The sequence below is a fragment of the Microbacterium sp. MAH-37 genome (genome assembly GCF_009758255.1).
Classification (GTDB): Bacteria; Actinomycetota; Actinomycetes; order Actinomycetales; family Microbacteriaceae; genus Microbacterium.
In genome coordinates this window covers 64970-83409 of the sequence record NZ_WSEN01000009.1, presented here as the reverse complement: position 1 = coordinate 83409, position 18440 = coordinate 64970, and the positions used below count along the sequence as shown (strand labels likewise).

The 18440-nt window shown below is 70.6% G+C and carries 19 protein-coding genes and 1 pseudogene; 9 read left to right on the top strand and 11 right to left on the bottom strand.

Features of this window, described 5'->3' with window-relative positions:
- Positions 1–87: 87 nt before the first annotated feature.
- Positions 88–996: a LysR family transcriptional regulator gene (locus GON06_RS12625; protein ID WP_157312651.1), complete on the top strand. Its 909-nt coding sequence runs from the start codon at positions 88–90 to the stop codon at positions 994–996.
- 21 nt (positions 997–1017) lie between these two features.
- Here GON06_RS12625 and GON06_RS12620 read toward each other — a convergent pair whose 3' ends face one another.
- Together GON06_RS12620 and GON06_RS12615 are read right to left on the bottom strand one after the other, a co-directional pair.
- Entirely contained in the window at positions 1018–1299 is a 282-nt protein-coding gene (locus GON06_RS12620) for a hypothetical protein (RefSeq protein WP_157312650.1), read from the bottom strand.
- A 41-nt stretch (positions 1300–1340) separates the two neighbouring features.
- Positions 1341–2072 (bottom strand): 3'-5' exonuclease, encoded by a 732-nt coding sequence (locus tag GON06_RS12615; RefSeq protein WP_232528462.1) that lies wholly within the window; start codon positions 2070–2072, stop codon positions 1341–1343.
- Positions 2073–2152: 80 nt separating this feature from the next.
- On the opposite strand from GON06_RS12615, the gene GON06_RS12610 reads away from it, so the two are divergent.
- Positions 2153–3049: an alpha/beta fold hydrolase gene (locus GON06_RS12610; RefSeq protein WP_157312648.1), complete on the top strand. Its 897-nt coding sequence runs from the start codon at positions 2153–2155 to the stop codon at positions 3047–3049.
- Here the strand turns inward: GON06_RS12610 and GON06_RS12605 are convergent, their stop codons facing one another.
- Complete coding sequence (locus GON06_RS12605) at positions 3050–3523, bottom strand: Lrp/AsnC family transcriptional regulator (protein WP_157312647.1); 474 nt, start codon at positions 3521–3523, stop codon at positions 3050–3052. It lies immediately after the preceding gene.
- Between the two features lie 168 nt (positions 3524–3691).
- On the opposite strand from GON06_RS12605, the gene pdhA reads away from it, so the two are divergent.
- From pdhA to GON06_RS12590, 3 genes are read left to right on the top strand one after another with little or no spacing between them, the layout of a single operon-like run.
- Positions 3692–4798: a pyruvate dehydrogenase (acetyl-transferring) E1 component subunit alpha gene (gene pdhA, locus GON06_RS12600; RefSeq protein WP_157312646.1), complete on the top strand. Its 1107-nt coding sequence runs from the start codon at positions 3692–3694 to the stop codon at positions 4796–4798.
- A gap of 1 nt (position 4799) precedes the next feature.
- Positions 4800–5822 (top strand): alpha-ketoacid dehydrogenase subunit beta, encoded by a 1023-nt coding sequence (locus GON06_RS12595; protein WP_157312645.1) that lies wholly within the window; start codon positions 4800–4802, stop codon positions 5820–5822.
- A complete protein-coding gene (locus GON06_RS12590) occupies positions 5819–7162 on the top strand; it encodes a dihydrolipoamide acetyltransferase family protein (RefSeq protein ID WP_157312644.1) in 1344 nt (447 codons plus the stop codon). Before GON06_RS12595 ends, GON06_RS12590 begins: the two co-directional genes overlap by 4 nt.
- A gap of 9 nt (positions 7163–7171) precedes the next feature.
- Here the strand turns inward: GON06_RS12590 and GON06_RS12585 are convergent, their stop codons facing one another.
- The 3 genes from GON06_RS12585 to GON06_RS12575 all read right to left on the bottom strand — a co-directional run bounded on the left by GON06_RS12585 (position 7172) and on the right by GON06_RS12575 (position 9275).
- Positions 7172–7774 (bottom strand): TetR/AcrR family transcriptional regulator, encoded by a 603-nt coding sequence (locus tag GON06_RS12585; protein WP_157312643.1) that lies wholly within the window; start codon positions 7772–7774, stop codon positions 7172–7174.
- An 83-nt stretch (positions 7775–7857) separates the two neighbouring features.
- Entirely contained in the window at positions 7858–8442 is a 585-nt protein-coding gene (locus GON06_RS12580; protein WP_332837498.1) for a histidine phosphatase family protein, read from the bottom strand.
- The gene (locus GON06_RS12575; protein WP_332837497.1) at positions 8439–9275 is read right to left on the bottom strand and encodes a Sir2 family NAD-dependent protein deacetylase; all 837 of its coding nucleotides are present in this window, start codon (positions 9273–9275) and stop codon (positions 8439–8441) included. Before GON06_RS12575 ends, GON06_RS12580 begins: the two co-directional genes overlap by 4 nt.
- Positions 9276–9319: 44 nt before the next feature.
- On the opposite strand from GON06_RS12575, the gene GON06_RS12570 reads away from it, so the two are divergent.
- A complete protein-coding gene (locus GON06_RS12570) occupies positions 9320–10123 on the top strand; it encodes a TrmH family RNA methyltransferase (protein ID WP_157312642.1) in 804 nt (267 codons plus the stop codon).
- Between the two features lie 70 nt (positions 10124–10193).
- Here GON06_RS12570 and GON06_RS12565 read toward each other — a convergent pair whose 3' ends face one another.
- The 5 genes from GON06_RS12565 to GON06_RS12545 form a co-directional block, all read right to left on the bottom strand.
- Positions 10194–10694, bottom strand: a complete 501-nt coding sequence (locus tag GON06_RS12565) for a hypothetical protein (RefSeq protein ID WP_157312641.1) — start codon at positions 10692–10694, stop codon at positions 10194–10196.
- Between the two features lie 7 nt (positions 10695–10701).
- Positions 10702–11373 carry a TetR/AcrR family transcriptional regulator gene (locus GON06_RS12560; protein ID WP_157312640.1) on the bottom strand — a complete coding sequence of 224 codons (672 nt, stop codon included), beginning with the start codon at positions 11371–11373 and terminating at the stop codon, positions 10702–10704.
- 44 nt (positions 11374–11417) lie between these two features.
- Positions 11418–12098 (bottom strand): SPFH domain-containing protein, encoded by a 681-nt coding sequence (locus GON06_RS12555; RefSeq protein ID WP_157312639.1) that lies wholly within the window; start codon positions 12096–12098, stop codon positions 11418–11420.
- 62 nt (positions 12099–12160) lie between these two features.
- Positions 12161–13621 (bottom strand): glycerol-3-phosphate dehydrogenase/oxidase, encoded by a 1461-nt coding sequence (locus GON06_RS12550; protein WP_157312638.1) that lies wholly within the window; start codon positions 13619–13621, stop codon positions 12161–12163.
- Complete coding sequence (locus GON06_RS12545) at positions 13618–14226, bottom strand: TetR/AcrR family transcriptional regulator (RefSeq protein WP_332837496.1); 609 nt, start codon at positions 14224–14226, stop codon at positions 13618–13620. Before GON06_RS12545 ends, GON06_RS12550 begins: the two co-directional genes overlap by 4 nt.
- 20 nt (positions 14227–14246) lie before the next feature.
- On the opposite strand from GON06_RS12545, the gene GON06_RS12540 reads away from it, so the two are divergent.
- The 3 genes and pseudogenes from GON06_RS12540 (at position 14247) to GON06_RS12530 (ending at position 18390) form a co-directional block, all read left to right on the top strand.
- Positions 14247–15866, top strand: coding sequence for an FAD-binding oxidoreductase (locus GON06_RS12540; protein WP_232528461.1), 1620 nt, complete (start codon positions 14247–14249; stop codon positions 15864–15866).
- Between the two features lies 1 nt (position 15867).
- Positions 15868–16776 carry a diacylglycerol/lipid kinase family protein gene (locus tag GON06_RS12535; protein WP_332837495.1) on the top strand — a complete coding sequence of 303 codons (909 nt, stop codon included), beginning with the start codon at positions 15868–15870 and terminating at the stop codon, positions 16774–16776.
- Positions 16769–18390: pseudogene (locus GON06_RS12530) on the top strand (GMC oxidoreductase). Before GON06_RS12535 ends, GON06_RS12530 begins: the two are co-directional and overlap by 8 nt.
- Positions 18391–18440: the final 50 nt, after the last annotated feature.

The window sequence follows — 18440 nt, the reverse complement described above, 5'->3', positions numbered from 1 at the left end:
GCTCAGCATCCGTCCCTCGGTATTCCCCGATCAAGGGCGAAAACACGGATGCTGCGATAACCTGGCGGTTATCGCCGGGAGGCGAGCGTGGAACTGCGCGACATCGAGATCTTCCTCACTCTTGCGGACGAACTGCACTTCGGCCGCACCGCGGAGCGCCTGCACATCTCGCAGGCTCGGGTGAGTCAGGCGATCAACGCTCAGGAACAGGCGATCGGCGCACGCCTGTTCACCCGAAGCAGTCGCAGAGTCGAGCTGACACCCATCGGCGCCGAACTCCGCGACGATCTCCGGATCGGATATCGCGCGATACTCGACGGAGTCGCCAAGGCCAGGAGCGCTGCGGTGGGGATCTGCGGGGAGCTCCGCCTCGGAGTCATGGGGAACGACTCGGCGATGTTCCTGGAGCACATCGCAGAGTTCCGGAAGCGATACCCAGGAGCCGACCTCGTGATCCACGAGATCCACTTCAGCGACCTGCTCGGGCCGCTCCGACGAGGGGAGATCGACGCGCTGATCGCGTGGCGCCCGGTCACCGGTCCCGACATCGTCGAGGGGCCGACGGTGTTCTCGACCGGGCGGGTGCTCGCGGTCTGGGCGGGTCATCCTCTGTCGCAGAAGGATTCCGTGTCGCTCGAGGACCTCGGTGACGAGGTGTTCGTCGATCCCGGACCGCTCGACGGCCGCTGGATCGATGCGATGATCCCGCCCCGCACGCCGCGCGGGCGCCCGCTGCGACGGCGGGGTCCTCGCGCCACGACGTTCCACGAGCTGCTCACCCTGATCGCGGAGCGTCGCTGCGTGTGCGTGGCCGGCTCCCAGGCGGCGTACTATGCGGCGATGCCGGGAGTCGCCTTCGTGCCGGTCCGGGACGCGGCGCCGCTGCAGTGGGCACTCGTGTGGAGCACCGCCGCGGAAGGGCCGCTCGTGGACGCCTCCGCCGAGGTCTGCCGGGATGCCGCGGAAGGGGAGTTCGAGACCATCCCCACGGACTGACCGGGGCGATCCGCATCACGGTCAGACGTCGATCCGGATGCGGCCCTCGCCGATGGTCCAGGGCGGGTCGCCCGGCGCCGGAGCGGGTGCGGTGCGCTGGGTCTGCCGGTCGCGCTCCATCCCCGCCTCGTAGGCGGTGGGGGAGAAGACCGCGTCCAGGCCTCCGGCAAAGCCTCCGCCGGTGTTCTCATACTTCTGCTCGATCGGTTTCGTCGAGAGGATCCAGTGGAACGCCATCGCGACGACGACGACGGGCGCGGCCAGCCACACCACGACGATCGCCCAGCCGATGACGTCTTCCATGTCCTCAGGCTAAGCCGGACGCGCCGCAGGGGCATCCCCCTTCAGGCGGACTTCTCCGCCTCGCCCGCGGAGCGCACCGGCCAGGTGCCGTCGAGCGTCTCCTCCGGATCGAGGCGGCCGATCTTCACGAAATACTCGGTGAGGCTCGCGGCCTGCGCGCGGGCCCAGCCGATCTGCTGGGTGTGCAGCTCGCCCGCCGTCTCGGGCAGGGCGAACTCGCGTGCCAGGGCCTGCGCGACCCGGCCGGCGGCGATCGCATCGGCCGACGCCTCGTGCGCGCCGTCCAGCGGGACGGCGTAGTGCGCGGCGACGACTTCGAGCGTGCGCTTGCCCGGGCGATACCGGTCGTACGCTTTGTCGATCACGAGCGGGTCGATGACCGGGCCGGGGCTGTCGAGCGGTTCGAAGCCGTGCCGCCTCGCCTCGTGCGCGAGCAGCGAGAAGTCGTACGAGGCGTTGTAGGCGACGACCGGCACCCCCTGTGCGAACAGCGACCGCAGCGCACGCGTGATCTGCTCGACCACCTCCGCGACGGGACGACCGTGCGCGCGGGCGTGCTCGGTGGTGATGCCGTGCACGGCGGTCGCGCCCTCGGGGATCGGGATGCCGGGATCGGCGAGCCAGGTCCGGGCGGCGATCTCACGACCGCGGGCATCGAGGACGCCGACGTGCGCGGTGACGATGCGGTCCGACTCGACGTCGACACCGGTGGTCTCGAGATCGAACACGCCGACTCGGGTCAGCCACGTGGGGAGGAGCTGTTCGGGTGCCATGGCTCCACGGTAGGGAAGGGGGCCGACATTCCCGGGAGGGCATGCGGGGAACCCGGATGTCGCGACCATAGACTCGAGGTATGCCCGCATCCCTGTACGCCGCACGCCTGAGCAGCATCCCTGTCGAGCGTCGCGAGGCGCAGGTGGCCGGCGGCACGACCGCGTACTGGGTGTACGGGCCCGAGCACGCCGCGACGACCATCATCGCGGTGCACGGCTTCCGCGGCGAGCACCACGGCCTCGAGCCGGTCGTCGCCTTCCTGCCCGACGTGCGGGTGATCTCACCCGACCTGCCCGGCTTCGGCGAGACGCCGCCGCTCCCCGGCAAGGAGCACGATCTGGGGGCCTACGCGGGCTGGCTGACCGAGTTCGCAGGCGCTGTCGCCCCCGGCGCGGTCATCCTGGGGCACTCGTTCGGCTCAATCGTGGCGTCCGCCGCGGTCGCCGGCGGTCTCGAGACGCCGCGGCTGATCCTGATCAATCCGATCGGTGCGCCGGCTCTCGCCGGCCCCAAGGGCGTGATGACGCGCCTGGCCGTGATGTACTACGCACTCGGCGCCAGGCTGCCGGAGCGGATCGGCACAGCGCTGCTGCGCAACGGCCTGATCGTGCGCGTGATGAGCATCACGATGGCGAAGACGTCGGACCCGGAGCTCCGGCGGTTCATCCACGACCAGCACGACACCTACTTCTCGCGTTTCGCCGACCGTGAGGTGCTGCACGACGCCTTCGTCACCAGCGTGTCCCATGATGTCCGCGCCTTCGCGCCGGTCATCGAGGTGCCCACGCTGCTGATCGCCGCGCAGCGCGACGACATCACCCCGATCGAGGACGAGCGGCGCCTGGCGACCATGTTCCCCGACGCCGAGCTGGTCGAGATCGCCGAGGTCGGCCATCTCATCCACTACGAGACGCCGGCCGAGGCGGCCGGAGCGATCCGCCGGTTCCTGAGGATCCCCGCGACGTCGCGCGCCTGATCAGGCCTCGCGCCGGGCGAGGCCGATGAGCCCTGCCGCGCGGAACGGGATGACCTCGCCCATCGCGAGTGACGTCTCGGTGCGCTCCACGCCCTCGATCGACAGGATCCGGGCATCCGTGTCGAACAGGTGACGGGCGTCTCGGCACGCGACGCGGGCCAGCAGATCGATCGATCCGCTCAGCCCGTGCGCCTGCACGACCTCGGGGATCCTGGCCAGCTCCGCGGTGATCCGGGGGAGCTCGGTCTGACGTACGCCGATGCTGATGAACGCCTGCAGCGGGAAGCCGAGCACCTCAGTGGAGAAGGACCGCTCGTAGGACTGGAAGATCCCGGATTCGTCGAGACGTGCCATTCGAGCCTGGATGGTGTTTCGGGACAGGCTGAGCTTCTCGGCGAGCGCGACGATGGTCACGCGGGGATCCTCCGCGAGGGCGGAGAGCAGATCGAGGTCGATTCGGTCGAGTCCGGGCATAGTGTCACACGATAGCAGGGATCAGCCGGTGTCCACTGGGCAACATGCTCAGGAGCTCCCGGAATGCTTGAGCGACGTGTGAAACCGACGTACCCTTCAGGAAGAGGCCGACACCGCCGTCGCGCCCCGTGAACGCCCCACAAGGGCACCCACGTCAGGAGGACACCGATGTCATCGCACACCACGCCACTCGTCGAATCTGATCTCGATCTCGCCGAGCGCATCCTCGCTCCGGACGGCACCCGCGTGCCGAATCCGCAGCTCGACCCGTACGTCGCCGACGTGGACGCTGCGCAGCTGCGCGCCCTGTACCGCGACATGATCGTGCTCCGTCGCGTCGACTCCGAGGGCGTCGCCCTGCAGCGCCAGGGGCAGCTCGGTCTGTGGGCGCCCTGCCAGGGGCAGGAGGCCGCGCAGATCGGCACCGCCCGTGCGCTCGCGCCGCAGGACTTCGTGTTCCCCAGCTACCGCGAGCACGGTGTGCTGCTGGCCCGCGGTGCCCAGCCCGGTGACTACGTGCGGATGTGGCGCGGCGAGGAGGGCTCCGCCTTCGACCCCGCCGAACTGAACGTGGCCCCGCTGCAGATCATCATCGGCGCGCAGACCCTGCACGCCGTCGGCTATGCGCTGGGCATCCAGCATGACGGCACCGATGAGGTGGCGATCGCCTACTTCGGCGACGGCGCGACCAGCCAGGGCGACGTGAACGAGGCGATGGTCTTCGCCTCGTCGTACCGCGTTCCCGTCGTCTTCGTCTGCCAGAACAACCACTGGGCGATCTCCGAGCCTGTCGGCCTGCAGTCGCAGTTCCCGCTCGCAGGACGGGCGCCCGGCTTCGGCATCCCGAGCATGCGCGTGGACGGCAACGATGTGCTGGCCTGCCTGGCGGCGATGCGCTGGGCGCTCGAGCACGCCCGCTCCGGCAAGGGGCCGGCCTACATCGAGACGGTCACGTACCGGATGGGTCCGCACACCACCGCAGACGACCCGAAGCGCTACCGCGACGAGGGCGAGTTGGAGCGCTGGCGCCGCCGCGACCCGATCGCCCGCGTGGAAGGGCATCTGCGTGCCGCCGGCGAGCTGAGCGACGAGCAGGCCGCCGAGGCCCAGGCCGACGCCGACGTGCTCGCCCGCGACATGCGCGCAGCCTGCCTCGGCATGGTGACCCGCCCGGCGCTGGCCGTGTTCGACGGCGTGTACGCCGAGCCGCACACGGGACTCGAGCGCGAGCGCGACGAGTACGCGGCCTACCTCGCGACCTTCGAAGGGGCCTGAGATGACGGAGATCACTCTGGGCAAGGCTCTGAATGCCGGCCTGCGTCAGGCCATGAAGAACGACGAGAAGGTCGTGCTCCTCGGCGAGGACATCGGCACGCTCGGCGGAGTGTTCCGCATCACCGACGGCCTCAAGGACGAGTTCGGAGCGAAGCGCGTCATCGACACGCCGCTGGCCGAGTCCGGCATCATCGGCACGGCGGTCGGGCTCGCCTTCCGCGGATACCGTCCCGTCGTCGAGATCCAGTTCGACGGCTTCGTGTACCCCGGCTTCGACCAGATCGTGTCTCAGGTCGCAAAGCTGCACTACCGCACGCAGGGTCGCGTGAAGATGCCGATCACCATCCGCATCCCGTGGGCCGGCGGCATCGGCGCGGCGGAGCACCATTCCGAGTCGCCCGAAGCCTACTTCGTGCACACCGCCGGACTGCGCGTCGTCGCGGTCTCGAACCCGCAGGACGCGTACCGCTGCCTGCAGCAGGCCATCGCCAGCGATGACCCGGTGATCTTCTTCGAGCCCAAGCGTCTCTACCATCACAAGGGAGACGTCGACCTGGAGGCCCCGCTCGCGGACGCCCCGCCGATGGGGCTGGCGAAGGTGGTCCGCCCTGGCGCGGATGCCACGGTCATCACCTATGGCGCGATGGTGCAGACCGCCCTCGACGCCGCAGAGGCGGCCGCCGACGAAGGCACCTCGCTCGAGGTCATCGACCTGCGCTCGCTCTCGCCGATCGACTACGACACCGTGGATGCCGCGGTGCGGCGCACCGGTCGCGTGGTCGTGGCGCACGAGGCCTCCCGCGAGGCGGGACTCGCCGCCGAGGTGATCGCGAGCATCACCGAGCACTGCTTCGAGTACCTCGAGTCCGCCCCGGTGCGGGTGACCGGCCACGACATCCCCTACCCGCCGGCCAAGCTCGAGAAGCATCATCTACCAGACCTGGACCGCATCCTCGACGCGGTCGACCGGGTGCTGGACCGTCCGAACAGCCTCACCGGCACGAAGATGGAGGAGCAGGCATGATCGCGGAGTTCCGTCTTCCCGATCTCGGCGAGGGCCTGACCGAGGCCGAGGTCGTGCAGTGGCTGGTGGCGCCGGGCGACACCGTGACGCTGAACCAGACGCTGGCCGAGGTCGAGACGGCGAAGGCCGTCGTCGAGCTGCCCTCGCCTTACGAGGGAACGGTGTCGTCGCTGCACGCGGACGCAGGCCAGACGATCGCCGTCGGCGCACCGCTGATCGCCTTCGAGGTCGAGGGAGCGGCGGATGCCGCGCCCGAGGTACCCGTGGAGGAGAAGGCGCAGCCCAACCTGGTCGGCTACGGGGCGGCGCCGGCGGCATCCGGTCGCCCTGCCCGCCGCACGCGCCGTTCCGGCGGCGCGCCCGCAGCGGTCGCGGACGCGGCCGTGATCGAGGCGGCGCCGCACGACGTGCTGCCCGAGGCACCCGTCGAGCCCGTGGTGGGGGAGCGTCCTCGCTCGACCCCGCCCGTCCGCGCCCACGCGAAGCGGCTCGGCGTCGACCTGGCGCTCATCGCTGCAGAGGTCGGCGATCGCGTGATCACGCGTGCCGATGTGGATGCGTACGCCGAGCGCGTGGGCGCGGCGCCTGCGGTATCCGCCCCCGCAGCGCCGGCGGCAGCGCGGGTGGTCCCTGCGGACGGCGCTCGCGAGACCCGCATCCCGATCCGCGGCGTGCGCAAGCACACCGCGGCCGCGATGGTGCAGAGTGCGTTCACTGCTCCGCACGTCACGTGCTTCCACACGGTCGACGTCACGGCGACGATGGAGCTGATCGCCGAGTTGAAGGCCGACCGCAGTCTGTCCGAGCACAGGATCGGGCCGCTGGTGCTGGTCGCCAAAGCCGTGTGCCTGGCGCTGCAGCGCAACCCGTCGCTGAACGCGCACTGGGACGAGGCGACCGGCGAGATCGTGCAGTACCACTACGTGGACCTCGGAATCGCGGCCGCCACAGAGCGCGGCCTGATCGTGCCGAACATCCGCGATGCGGACCGACTCGGACTCACCGGCATCGCTGACGCGTTGCAGGCGCTGACCTCGACTGCGCGAGCGGGCAAGACCAGCCCCGCCGAGCTCGCGGGCGGCACGTTCTCGATCACCAATATCGGTGTCTTCGGCATCGACGCGGGCACGCCGATCCTGCCGCCTGGGCAGTCCGGCATCCTCGCCGTCGGCGCCGTGCGCCGGCAGCCCTGGGAGCACGAGGGCGAGATCGCGCTGCGTCAGGTGATGACGCTGAGCGTGTCCTTCGACCACCGCCTGGTGGACGGCGCCGAAGGGGCGAAGTTCCTGAAGGATGTCGCCGACATCCTGGAGCAGCCGGGTCGCGCGATGCTGTACTGACCTGCGAGGTCAGCCGTCGGTGCTGTCGGCGAGGAGCGCGGAGAGCGCCATCGCCGACAGCACCCGAGCCGTCTCGGCCTGCGCGCGCGCAGACGAGCGGGTCGAGTGCGGTGTGGAGTTGATCAGGCCGAAGCAGGCCTGCACGCGTAGACGCTGATCCTCGGCGCCGCCAGACCGAAGGCCGGACAGGGCGTCGATCCAGAGGTCGATGTAGGTGCGCTGCAGCCGGCGCACCTCGGCGCGGTCGGCGTCGGAGAGATGCGCGACGTCCCGGTCCTGCACGCGGATCACGTCGGCGTTGCCGAGCGCGAACTCGACATGGAACCCGATCAGCGCGCGCATCCGGTGCGGAGCATCCGCCGCCGCGTCCGAGACGCGGGTGCCGCCTGCGACGAGATCGGCGCTGACCCGGGTCAGCACGGCACCGAGAAGCGCCTGTTTGCCGGGGAAGTGGCGATACACGGCCGGGCCGGAGACCCCGACGGCGGCGCCGATGTCCTCCAGGCTCACGCCCGAGTATCCGCGCGCGGCGAACAGCCTCGCGGCGGCCTCCAGAAGCGCATCCGTGCGCTCCGCCTTGGCGCGGTCACGCGCCGTACTCGTGCTCGTCATCGAAGCAGATCCTCGCAGTTCGGGTTAGTGAACACTAACCGAAATTGCGAGGCGGTTGCGAGAATGTGACGGAGCCGTGATGGTCAGGCGAGCACGGGGTCCAGCAGACGCAGGCTGTCGGGCTCGGCGACGAAGCGGTGCACCGAGCCATTGGCGAGGACATCGCCCTCGCGTGGAAGCGTGCCACCGGAGGCGTGCAGGAGCAGTGCGCGGATGACGCCGCCGTGGCTGACCACGACGATCGATTCGGCGCGCGGGCTGCTGCGGCGCCGAGCGTCGCGCACGATCGCCTCCAGCTCGTCGAGCGCGCGCTCGCACACCTCGTCCATGGTCTCGGCGCCGGGCACGCCGGCGTGCCAGTCGCCGTACTCGGCGATGTAGTCGCTGACCAGCATCCCCTCGCCGACGCCGAACTCGCGCTCGCGCACGCCTCGTACCGTCTGCGGCTCGGCGAGGCCGAGCTCGCCCGCGATGATCCGGGCGGTCTCGTGCGCGCGCGCCAGAGGGCTGCTGTAGATCATGTCGTGCGTCGTGCCGGCGAGGGCTGCTGCGGCGACCCGCGCGTCCGCGCGACCGGTGTCGTTCAGCGGGATGTCGGTGCTGCCCTGGATGCGGCGCTCCAGGTTCCAGTCGGTCTGGCCGTGTCGTACGAGGGTGAGAAGGGTCACCCACCGACCCTAGCGGCGAGACCTGAGAGTACCTCACTGGTGCCGCCGCGCACGACGGCGGCGGCCCAGGCATCCGCTCTGGTCGGCTCATGGTTCACCAGGATGATCGGGATGCCGCGCCGGCGGGCGCGCTCGATGACGCGCACGCCCGAATTCACCGTCAGCGACGTACCGGCCACCAGGAGCGCGTCGGAGGCGTGTACCAGCGATTCGGAGATGCGGAACCGATCGGCGGGCACGTACTCGCCGAAGAACACGACGTCCGGCTTCAGCATGCCGCCGCACACCGTGCAGGGCGGGATGACGAAGCCTTCCGTGCTCTCCGGTGCGACGTCGCCGTCGGGGTTCATCACGATGTTCTCGGGGACGGTGATCCACGGGTTGAGCTGCTCGAGGCGCTCCCCGATGTCCCGGCGATCGAAGATCTGGCGGCAGTCCAGGCACAGCACGCGGCGCATCGTGCCGTGGATCTCGACCACGCGCGTGCTGCCGGCGCCGAGGTGCAGCCCGTCGACGTTCTGCGTGATGACGCCGCTGACGGCACCGCGGCGCTCCATGGCCGCGAGCGCGCGATGCCCGGCGTTCGGCTGTACCGAGGTGAACGTGCGCCAGCCGAGATGGCCGCCCACCCAGTACCTGCGTCGTGCCGCCTCGTCGCCGAGGTAGGTCTGGATCGTCATCGGATTGGCTCTGGTGCGCGCGCCGGCGCCGCGATAGGCCGGGATGCCGGAATCGGTGGAGATCCCGGCGCCGGTGAGCACGGCCGTGCGGTGACCTTCCAGAACTGCTGCGGCCTCGTCGATCTGATCCTCGAGCTCTGCCGTCGTGTCCACCCCGCGAGTCTAGGGTTCCGTCCCGTCGGCGGGAAGATGGGAGCATGCATCTCGTTGCCGTCGACGACCCCGACGATACCCGTCTGGACGATTACCGCTCGCTCACCGACGTCGCGCTGCGGCGTGCGCAGGAGACCGAGCGCGGGCTGTACATGGCGGAGTCGCCGAAGGTGATCGAGCGCGCGTTGGCGGCCGGGCATCGGCCGCGGTCGGTGCTCGTGCAGCAGAAGTGGGTCGAGCAGGTCCGCGGGATGGTTCCCGACGGGACCACGGTCTTCGTCGTGCCGGATGCCGTGTCCGAGGCGCTCACGGGATTCGCTGTGCACCGCGGCGCGCTGGCGGCGATGCACCGACCCGAGCTGCCGTCTGTGGCCACGCTGGTCGGTGCGCTGCCGGCACGGTCGCGCGTGGCGGTGCTGGAGGGCCTGACGGATCACGCGAACGTCGGTGCGCTGTTCCGCTCCGCCGCCGCGCTCGGGGTGGATGCCGTGCTGGTCTCGCCGTCGTGCGCCGATCCGCTGTACCGCCGGTCGGTGCGTGTCTCGATGGGCACGGTGTTCCAGGTGCCGTGGACGCGGATCGAGGACTGGGGCGCGGGGATCGGTGAGTTGAAGAAGGCCGGGTATGTAGTCGTCGGGATGACGCTGGGGGCCGGGGCGATCACGCTGGACGAACTGGTCACGGAGGCCCCGGAGCGGGTCGCGCTGCTGTTCGGGAACGAGGGCGAAGGGCTCACGGCCGCGACGGACGCGATGCTCGACCGTCGCGTGACCATTCCGATGATGGGCGGAGTGGACTCGCTGAACGTCGCCGCGGCATCCGCCGTCGCGTTCTACGCGACGAGGTGATGCCCCCGCATTCCCGCTGCCACGAGTCTGAGAGTCGCGTCAGCCGAGGGCGTGATCTTCGAACGCGGCATCAGTGTCCTTCGGTGGGGCGACGGGTGCCCGGTCGTCGCGGAGGGCGCGGCGTGCGGTGATCGCCCATCCGACCGGGATCGCCGCACCGGCCGCGAAGCCGGTGGCGACGCCACCCAACGGAAAGGACAAGGTGGCCGTGGCGAAACGCGGTGCCGGTTCCGAACGCGACACCCAATGCGCAGTACACGAGGATGTGCGCGGCGAAACTGCGGACCCGTCGCAGGGAGCGCCCGACCCACCGGAACGGCCACGTGCCGAGAGCCATCACGATGAGACTGATCGGTGCGGCGAAGATCAGGGCGAAGCCCCCGATGGTGAGCCCCCAGATGAATCCGCCGAATGCGGTCTTCGGATCGGTGGACCACAGCACGACGCTCGTCGCGAGCGTCAGCGGCAGCAGGATCAGGAACGCCAACCACGCCCACAGCGCCCCGCGCATGAACTCCCGCTCGGTGAACGCCATAGGGAACTCGGCGCTGCGCGGGCCCGACGTGCTCATGGCGTGCTCACGCCCGCACCTCGGCGATCTGATCGAGCAGGTCTCGGGTGACGCCGCGGATGCCGGGCATCCGCAGGAACGGCAGCGCGACGGCGAACAGCCGGAGCGCGGTGTCCAGCAGGCGCCGAGTGCGCAGGTGGTCGGCGCTGTCGTCGTAGGTCCAGCGCAGCACGAGGCCGAGGTACAGGACGAACAGCGCATCCGGCATTCGGCTCGCGATGTCTTCGGGGACGCGGTGGTCGGCGCCGTCGATCGCCCGCCGGAGCAGGCCGACCGTCTGATCGCGTGCGGGTGACGATTCGCGTGAGAGCGGGTTGATGGGGGAGTCCGGCGCGATCATCGCGCTGAGGAATCCGGGCGCCACCTTCCGATACGGCTCCAGGTTCGCCAGGCCGGTCTCGAAGACGACGCGCAGCCGGTCGACGAGCCCGGTGACGCCCTCGAGCCGAGGCACGGCGATGCGCGCGTGATCGCTCTGCACCTGCTCGTACAGCTCCTGCACCAGGTGCGTCTTCGAGGGGAAGTAGTAGTAGGCGTTCCCGACCGACACGCCGGCCTCTGCGGCGATCAGCCGGATCGTCGTGTCGGGATACCCCCGCTCGATGAATGAGGCGATCGCGGCGTCCTTGATCCTGCTGCGCGTCTGCTCGGCCTTCGGCGTGAGCTCAGAACTGAACATGTTCAAATAATAGCCCGCAAGAGCCGGAGCCGGGAAGTCCCGGCTCAGTTCAGTGCGTGCAGCGCCGCGGCAGCCTCCGGAGCGCGATCCGCCTGACGCAGGGCCTCTGCCATCAGGTATCCGTCGGTCAGTGCGTCCCCGGTGATCATCACCCGGACGAGCTCGACGCCGCAGGCCTCCCGGATCTCGTCCGCGCATGCGGCCAGCACTCTTGTGCTGACCTCGTCGTTGTGCGGCAGGTCCTCGCCGTCGATCCGCCGCACCGCATCGCGCAGTGCGGCGCTGACCAGGTTGGACGCCCGTTCCTTGACGTTCACCACATCGAGCTCGAACACGCGCAGATCGTGTCCGGAGGGGATCGGGCGCCACTCGAACGACGCGTGCACCCGGTGCTGATGTCCGTTCGCTCCGGTCAGCTCGCGCACCGGCAGGTCGGTCGCTCGGCATCGCACGTCCACGAGCTTGTACCAGGCGAAGACGGGGAAGGCGCCATGCGTGCCCGGTCTCAGCACGACGACCTGACCGGGAGCGGCGGGATCGCCCTTCGGCCTGCGGATGATCGGCTTCCCGTTGCGTGTGCGGATGGCCGCCCAACCCTCCTCGACCGTGACGATGAAGATCTTCAGGAGGGCGGGGACGACGAGCAGGATCGTCAGGATCATGGTGCCCGTCTTCAGCAGGTTCATGGTCCCCTTGGCGCTCATCATGGTCAGGAGCATGTCCATGGCACCACTGTGCCCCCTCGCGGATGCCGCCGACGGCGAAAGCCGCTCGGAACGACGGGTGTTCAGCCGCCGTTCTCCGAGAGTTCCTCGAGCGTCCGGGTGACGAGGGCGGAGACGGGCGCCAGCGCACGCTCGCGTTCCTCGGGCACAAGCCCGATGCGGGTCCGTCGGTCCAGCACATCGTCCGCGGTGAGTGCGAGTTCGGTGCGCACGGCCGAGACCACGTCCTCCCGCGTCAGCGACAGGCCGTCCGCCACGGGCTCCGACGGGCCACCCGCCGGGTCCACCAGCCGCAGCGACGAGGTGCGACTCGCGCGTTGCGGCAGATCGCGCAGCTGCAGGGCCAGGTCCACCGCATCCTCTGCCATCCGCCGGTACGTCGTCAGCTTGCCGCCGAGCACCGATACGAACCCGTCGTCGGATGCCGCGACGAGATGCCGCCGGGACACGTCGGCTGTGGAGCCGCCGCCGCGGTCGACCAGCGGCCGCAGCCCGGCGAACGCGCCACGGACGCGGTCACGGCCGATCGGCTCGGTGAGCACCCTGTTCACGCTGTCGAGCAGGAAGACGATCTCGGCCTCGGTCGGCGCGGCCACCCGGGGAACCGGTCCCGGGGCGTCCTCGTCGGTCAGACCGACGATCACCCGGCCGTGCTGCTGCGGCAGCGCGAAGACGTATCTGCTGACCGAGCCCGGATGCGGGATCGTCAGGGCCGCCGCGGGATGTCCGAGATCTGCGGCGTCCAGCACGATGTGGGTACCCCGGCTCGGACGGACCGCGATCCCGGGGTCGAGCGTGCCGGCCCAGACGCCGGTCGCATTGATCACGCTCCGCGCGCGCAGCTCGAATCGCTCGCCGGTGAGCGCATCCTCGGCGCTCGCCCCGTCGCCGCGCAGCGCGACCGCGCGCACCCTCGTGAGGATGCTCGCCCCCAGACTCGCGGCGGTGCGCGCGACCGTCACGACAAGTCGCGCATCGTCGACGAGCTGCCCGTCGTACGACAGCATCCCTCCGCGCAGGCCCTGAGCGGAGAGTGCGGGGACCAGGCGCCGCGCCGTGCGCGCCGACACCGCCCGCGGCCCCGGCAGGGTCCTGCGCGAGGTGTGTGCGCGCATCCGCAGCAGATCGCCCATCATCATGCCCACCGCGCCGGCGGAGCGCTGTGAGAACGTCACACCGGGTGCGAACGGCAGCAGCTGGGGGAGCGGGCGGATCAGGTGCGGCGCGATCCGCGTCATGAGCAGGTGGCGCTCGAGCGCGCTCTCCTTCGCGGTCGCGACGTCACCGGTGGCGAGGTAGCGCAGCCCGCCGTGCACCAGCTTCGAGCTGAACCTGCTGGTGCCGAACGCGAGATCCTCGGCCTCGACGAGCGTGACGCTCAGGCCGCGCGACGCGGCGTCGAGAGCAGCGCCCGCTCCCGTGATGCCGCCCCCGATCACGAGCACGTCGACGGTCTCGTCGGCGGCGCGCGCGAGCTCTCGTAGGCGCCGCACGGCGTCGAGGTCGGCGGAGGCGGTGGTCATGGCCGCAGCAGCCCGTCCAGTGCGGCGCCCAGCTCGCGTTCCCAGGCCTCCTCGTCGATCAGCTCGGCGACCGTGCCGTGCGAGAGCACGGCGGACTGCGCGACGAGGAGCAGCATCACGGCGATCTCCTGCGGAGGGGCGGTGCGTACGGTTCCGCCGGGCTGCGCCGCGGAGATCGCCTGCGCCAGCCAGCGGATGATCATGCGCTGGCTGGAGCCGACGCGCTGCAGCGTGTATCGGGTGAACGCTTCGGGCTCCTCGGTCAGCAGCCGGCCGTACACGGCATCGCCACGGAACAGCCGGATGAACCGCAGCACATCCTGGACCACCTGTGTGCGGTCGCGTTCGCGTGCAGGGAACTGCGACAGGATGCCGGCGGCGCGGCGCAGCAGCGCCGTGCGGACGACGTCGTCGGCATCGCTCCAGTTGCGGTAGATGGTCGGTCGGCTCACCTCGGCGCGGCGGGCGAGCTCGGCGATGGTCACATCGTGCACTCCGCGGCGCACCATGACGTCGTCGGCGGCGTCCAGGATGCGGGTCTGCGTGGCGTCCCAGCTCGGGAGCACGACGGTCGGCAGGACCTCTTCGAATTGACGTTCTTCCACAATGTGTCACACTGTAACGCATGATCGACGAAGACGGCAGAGTGGCCGAGGACGCGCCGATGCGCTGGAACGGCTGGGGCGACCCGGCCAAGGAGAAGGATCTCCCGCGCGCCGTGCGCACACTGCTTCCGCTGCTGCTGGGGCGCATCCGCCGTCCGGAGCCCGCCGTGCCACTCGCGGATGTCGCAATTCCGGCATCCGCTCTGAACGAGGAGGATCTCGCCGCGTTCCGTGCCGTCGTCGGCGCAGACCATGTCGATGTCTCGGCGGAGTCGCGCGTGCGCCATGCGGGCGGGCGATCGACTCCCGACCTGCTGCGTCGCCGAATGCCGCGACAGGACGCCCCGGATGCGATCGTGCGCGCCGGAAGCCACGCCGAGGTGGTCGCCTGCCTGTCGATCGCGTCGGAACGCGACCTCGCCGTGATCCCGTTCGGCGGAGGCACGAGCGTCGTCGGAGCGCTCGACCCGGAGCGCGGGCTCCATCGCGCGGTGGTGAGCCTCGATCTGCGCCGGTTGTCGGGACTGATCGCGCTGGACGAGATCAGCGGCGAGGCGGCCCTCGCGGCCGGCACGACCGGGCCGGACGCGGAAGCGCTCCTCGTCGCCCGCGGCTACGAGCTCGGCCACTACCCGCAGAGCTTCCGCTACGCGACGATCGGCGGTTTCGCGGCGGCTCGCTCGTCGGGGCAGAACTCCGCGGGGTACGGTCGCTTCGACGCCATGGTGACCGGCATCCGCGTCGCCACGCCCACCGGAGACCTCGAGCTCGGCCGCTCGCCGGGTTCTGCGGCCGGTCCCGACCTCGTGCGCGTCTTCCTGGGCTCCGAAGGCATCTTCGGCGTCATCACCGAAGTACGCGTGCGTGTGCACCCGGTGCCACGGGAGCGGGTGTTCGAGGCATGGACGTTCCGCGACTTCGCCTCCGGCGTCGACGGCCTGCGTCGTGTCGCGCAGCGAGGAGGCGGACCGACGGTCATCCGGCTGTCCGACGAGGCCGAGACCGCCGTCAGCCTCGCGCAGGTCGGCAGGATCGGCAAGCTGCTGGCGAAGGGCGCGAGCGTCGTCACGGTGTACGAGGGTGAGGACATTGGCGAGCGCCGTGCCCTCACGGCCGAGCTGCTCGCTCAGGCAGGCGGTGTCTCGAGCGGGCAGGGCGCCGCAGAGGACTGGCTCGAGGGCCGCTTCGACGGACCCTACCTGCGGGACTCGCTGCTCGACGCCGGCGTGTTCTGCGAGACGCTGGAGACGGCGACCACCTGGTCGAATCTGCAGACTCTCCGTGATGCCGTCGAGAGCGCGCTGCGCGACGGGTTCGCTGCCGAGGGCTCGAAGAGCTACATCATGTGCCATGTCTCGCACGTCTATCCGACCGGGGCATCGCTGTACTTCACCGTGCTCGCCGGTCTCCGCACCGATCCGCTGGATGCCTGGCAGCGGGTGAAGTCCGGTGTGAACGACGCGATCATCTCCGCGGGCGGAACGATCAGTCATCATCACGCCGTCGGCAGAGACCACGCGGCCTGGCTCGAGCAGGAGATCGGTGAGACCGGCGTGCGCATCCTGCGCGCGATCAAGCGCGAGCTGGACCCCGCCGGCATCCTCAACCCCGGCGCCGTGATCGCCGGGCAGGGCATCTGAGGTGGGCGATCACATCGCGCTGCTGGCGAACCCGGACTCCGGAAAGGGGCGCGGGCGGGACGCCGCGAGCACCGCGCTCGGGCACCTCCGAGATCGCGGCGCGGAGGTGCGCATCCATGCCGGCCGGTCCGCGGCCGACACCGCCGCGCTGGCCGCGCAGGCCGTGGCCGCCCAGCCCCGCGTGCTCGTCGTCGTCGGCGGCGACGGCACACTCTCCGGCATCCTCGACGCGGTGCGCGGAACCGGAGTGCCGATCGCGCTCGTGGCCGCGGGGACCGGGAACGACCTGGCCCGAGCACTCGGGCTCCCGCGGCACGACGCCGCCGCCGCAGCGGAGCTCGCACTCACCGGGGTGCCGCGGTCGATCGACGTGGGCGAGGTCCGCACGTCCGCGGGCGTCAGACCGTTCCTCACGGTCGCCGCGCTCGGCTTCGACGCCAAGGTCAGCGATCGCACCAACCGGCTGCGCTGGCCGCGTGGCGCGCTGCGGTACTACCTGGCACTGCTGATCGAGCTGGTGCGGCTGCGGCCGATGGACTTCGTGATGTCCGCGGACGGAGACGAGGCCGCGCAGCGGCCCGGCACGCTGATCGCGGTGGCGAACACCGCGAGCTACGGCGGCGGGATGCCGGTGGCCGCCGGTGCCGCGCCCGACGATGCCCTGCTGGACGTCGTGCACGTCGCGCCGCTCGGGCGGTTCCGGCTGGCGTCGCTGTTCCCGCTGCTGCTCCGCGGGCGGCATCTGGAGCGGCCGGAGGTGACGCACCGGCATGCGCGCACGGTGTCCGTGCGCGCGCCCGGGCTCGTCGTCTACGCGGACGGCGAGCGGATCGGCGAGGAGGAGTGCACGATCACCGTGCAGCCCGCCGCACTGACCGTGATGGTCCCTGGAGAGGAGAGGCATGACTGACTTCGACGAGGACGTCGTCGTCATCGGATCGGGTTTCGGCGGATCGGTCGCCGCGCTCCGGCTGGCGGAGAAGGGCTACCGGGTGCGTGTCTACGAGGCGGGTCGCCGGTTCGAGGACGACGACTTCGCGAAGACGTCCTGGGACGTGCGCCGGTACCTGTGGGCGCCCGCGATCGGATGCTTCGGCGTGCAGCGCATCCACCGGCTGCCGGACGTGATGATCCTGGCCGGCGCGGGCGTCGGCGGCGGATCGCTGAACTACGCGAACACGCTCTACCAGCCGGGTTCGCCGTTCTTCACCGACCGCCAGTGGGACGGCATCGCCGATTGGGAGACCGAGCTCGCCCCGCACTACGCGACGGCGAAGCGGATGCTGGGCGTCGTCGAGCACTATCCGCACGATGGTCCGGTGGAGCGGATCATGGCGGGTGCCGCGGAGGACCTCGGAGTCGGAAGCACCTTCCGGCGCGCGCCGGTCGGCGTGTTCCTCGGCACGCCCGGCCTCCGGGTGCCCGACCCGTTCTTCGACGGCGAAGGACCTGAGCGCACCGGATGCACGCTGTGCGGGAACTGCATGGTCGGCTGCCGCGTCGGCGCAAAGAACACGCTGATGAAGAACTACCTCGCCCTCGCAGAACGTCGCGGAGTGGTCATCGAGCCGCTCCGCACTGTCACCGAGGTGCGCGCGCTGCGCGGCGGAGGGTTCGCCGTGACGACCTCCCGCAGCGGCGCCCGGCTGCGGCACGGCCGGCGCACGGTCACCGCGAGACAGGTCGTGCTCGCGGCCGGCACCTGGGGCACGCAGCAGCTGCTGCACCGGATGAAGGCATCTGGTGCCCTCCCGAACCTGTCCGACGCGCTCGGACGTCTCACCCGGACCAACTCCGAGGCGCTCGACGGCGCGATCGCCACGCGTGTGCCCGAGTCGCTGGAGTTCACCCGGGGCGTCGCCATCACCACGTCGTTCCACGTCGACGGGCGCACCCACGTGGAGAACGTGCGGTACGGGCCAGGCTCGAACCTGATGGGCGCCCTGGCGACGATCCTGGTGCCGGGCGACCTGCCGTTGCACCGGCGCCTCGGGCATCTGCTGTGGCGGGCGCTGCGGAATCCGGTGCGGCAGCTGCGCCTCGGCTCGCTGCGGCGATGGAGCGATCGCGGCATCATCGCGCTGGTGATGCAGACCGCCGACAACTCTCTGACCCTCTCGCTGCGCCGGCGCTTCGGTCGTCTGGTGATGACCAGCAGGCAGGGACACGGTGAGCCCAACCCCAGTCACCTGCCGCAAGCGCATCGCGCGGCCGAGGCGATCGCCGCCCGCATCGAGCGCGACGGCGGCGTGCCGCCGAGGCCCGAGGCTCGTGGCCCGAGGTGTTCGGCATCCCGCTGACAGCTCATTTCCTCGGCGGGGCCGTCGTCTCGAGGAGCCCCGAGGAGGGCGTCATCGACGCCTACCACCGCGTGTGGGGGCATCCGGATCTGCACGTCGTGGACGGCTCCGCCGTGCCGGCGAACCCCGGCGTGAATCCGTCTCTCACGATCACGGCGCTCGCGGAGCGTGCGCTGTCGTACTGGCCTGCTGCGGGGGAGCCTGACCCGCGGCCGGCACAGTAGCCCAGCACGACGAAAGGGACGGGAGAGGGTGTTCCTCTCCCGTCCCCCTC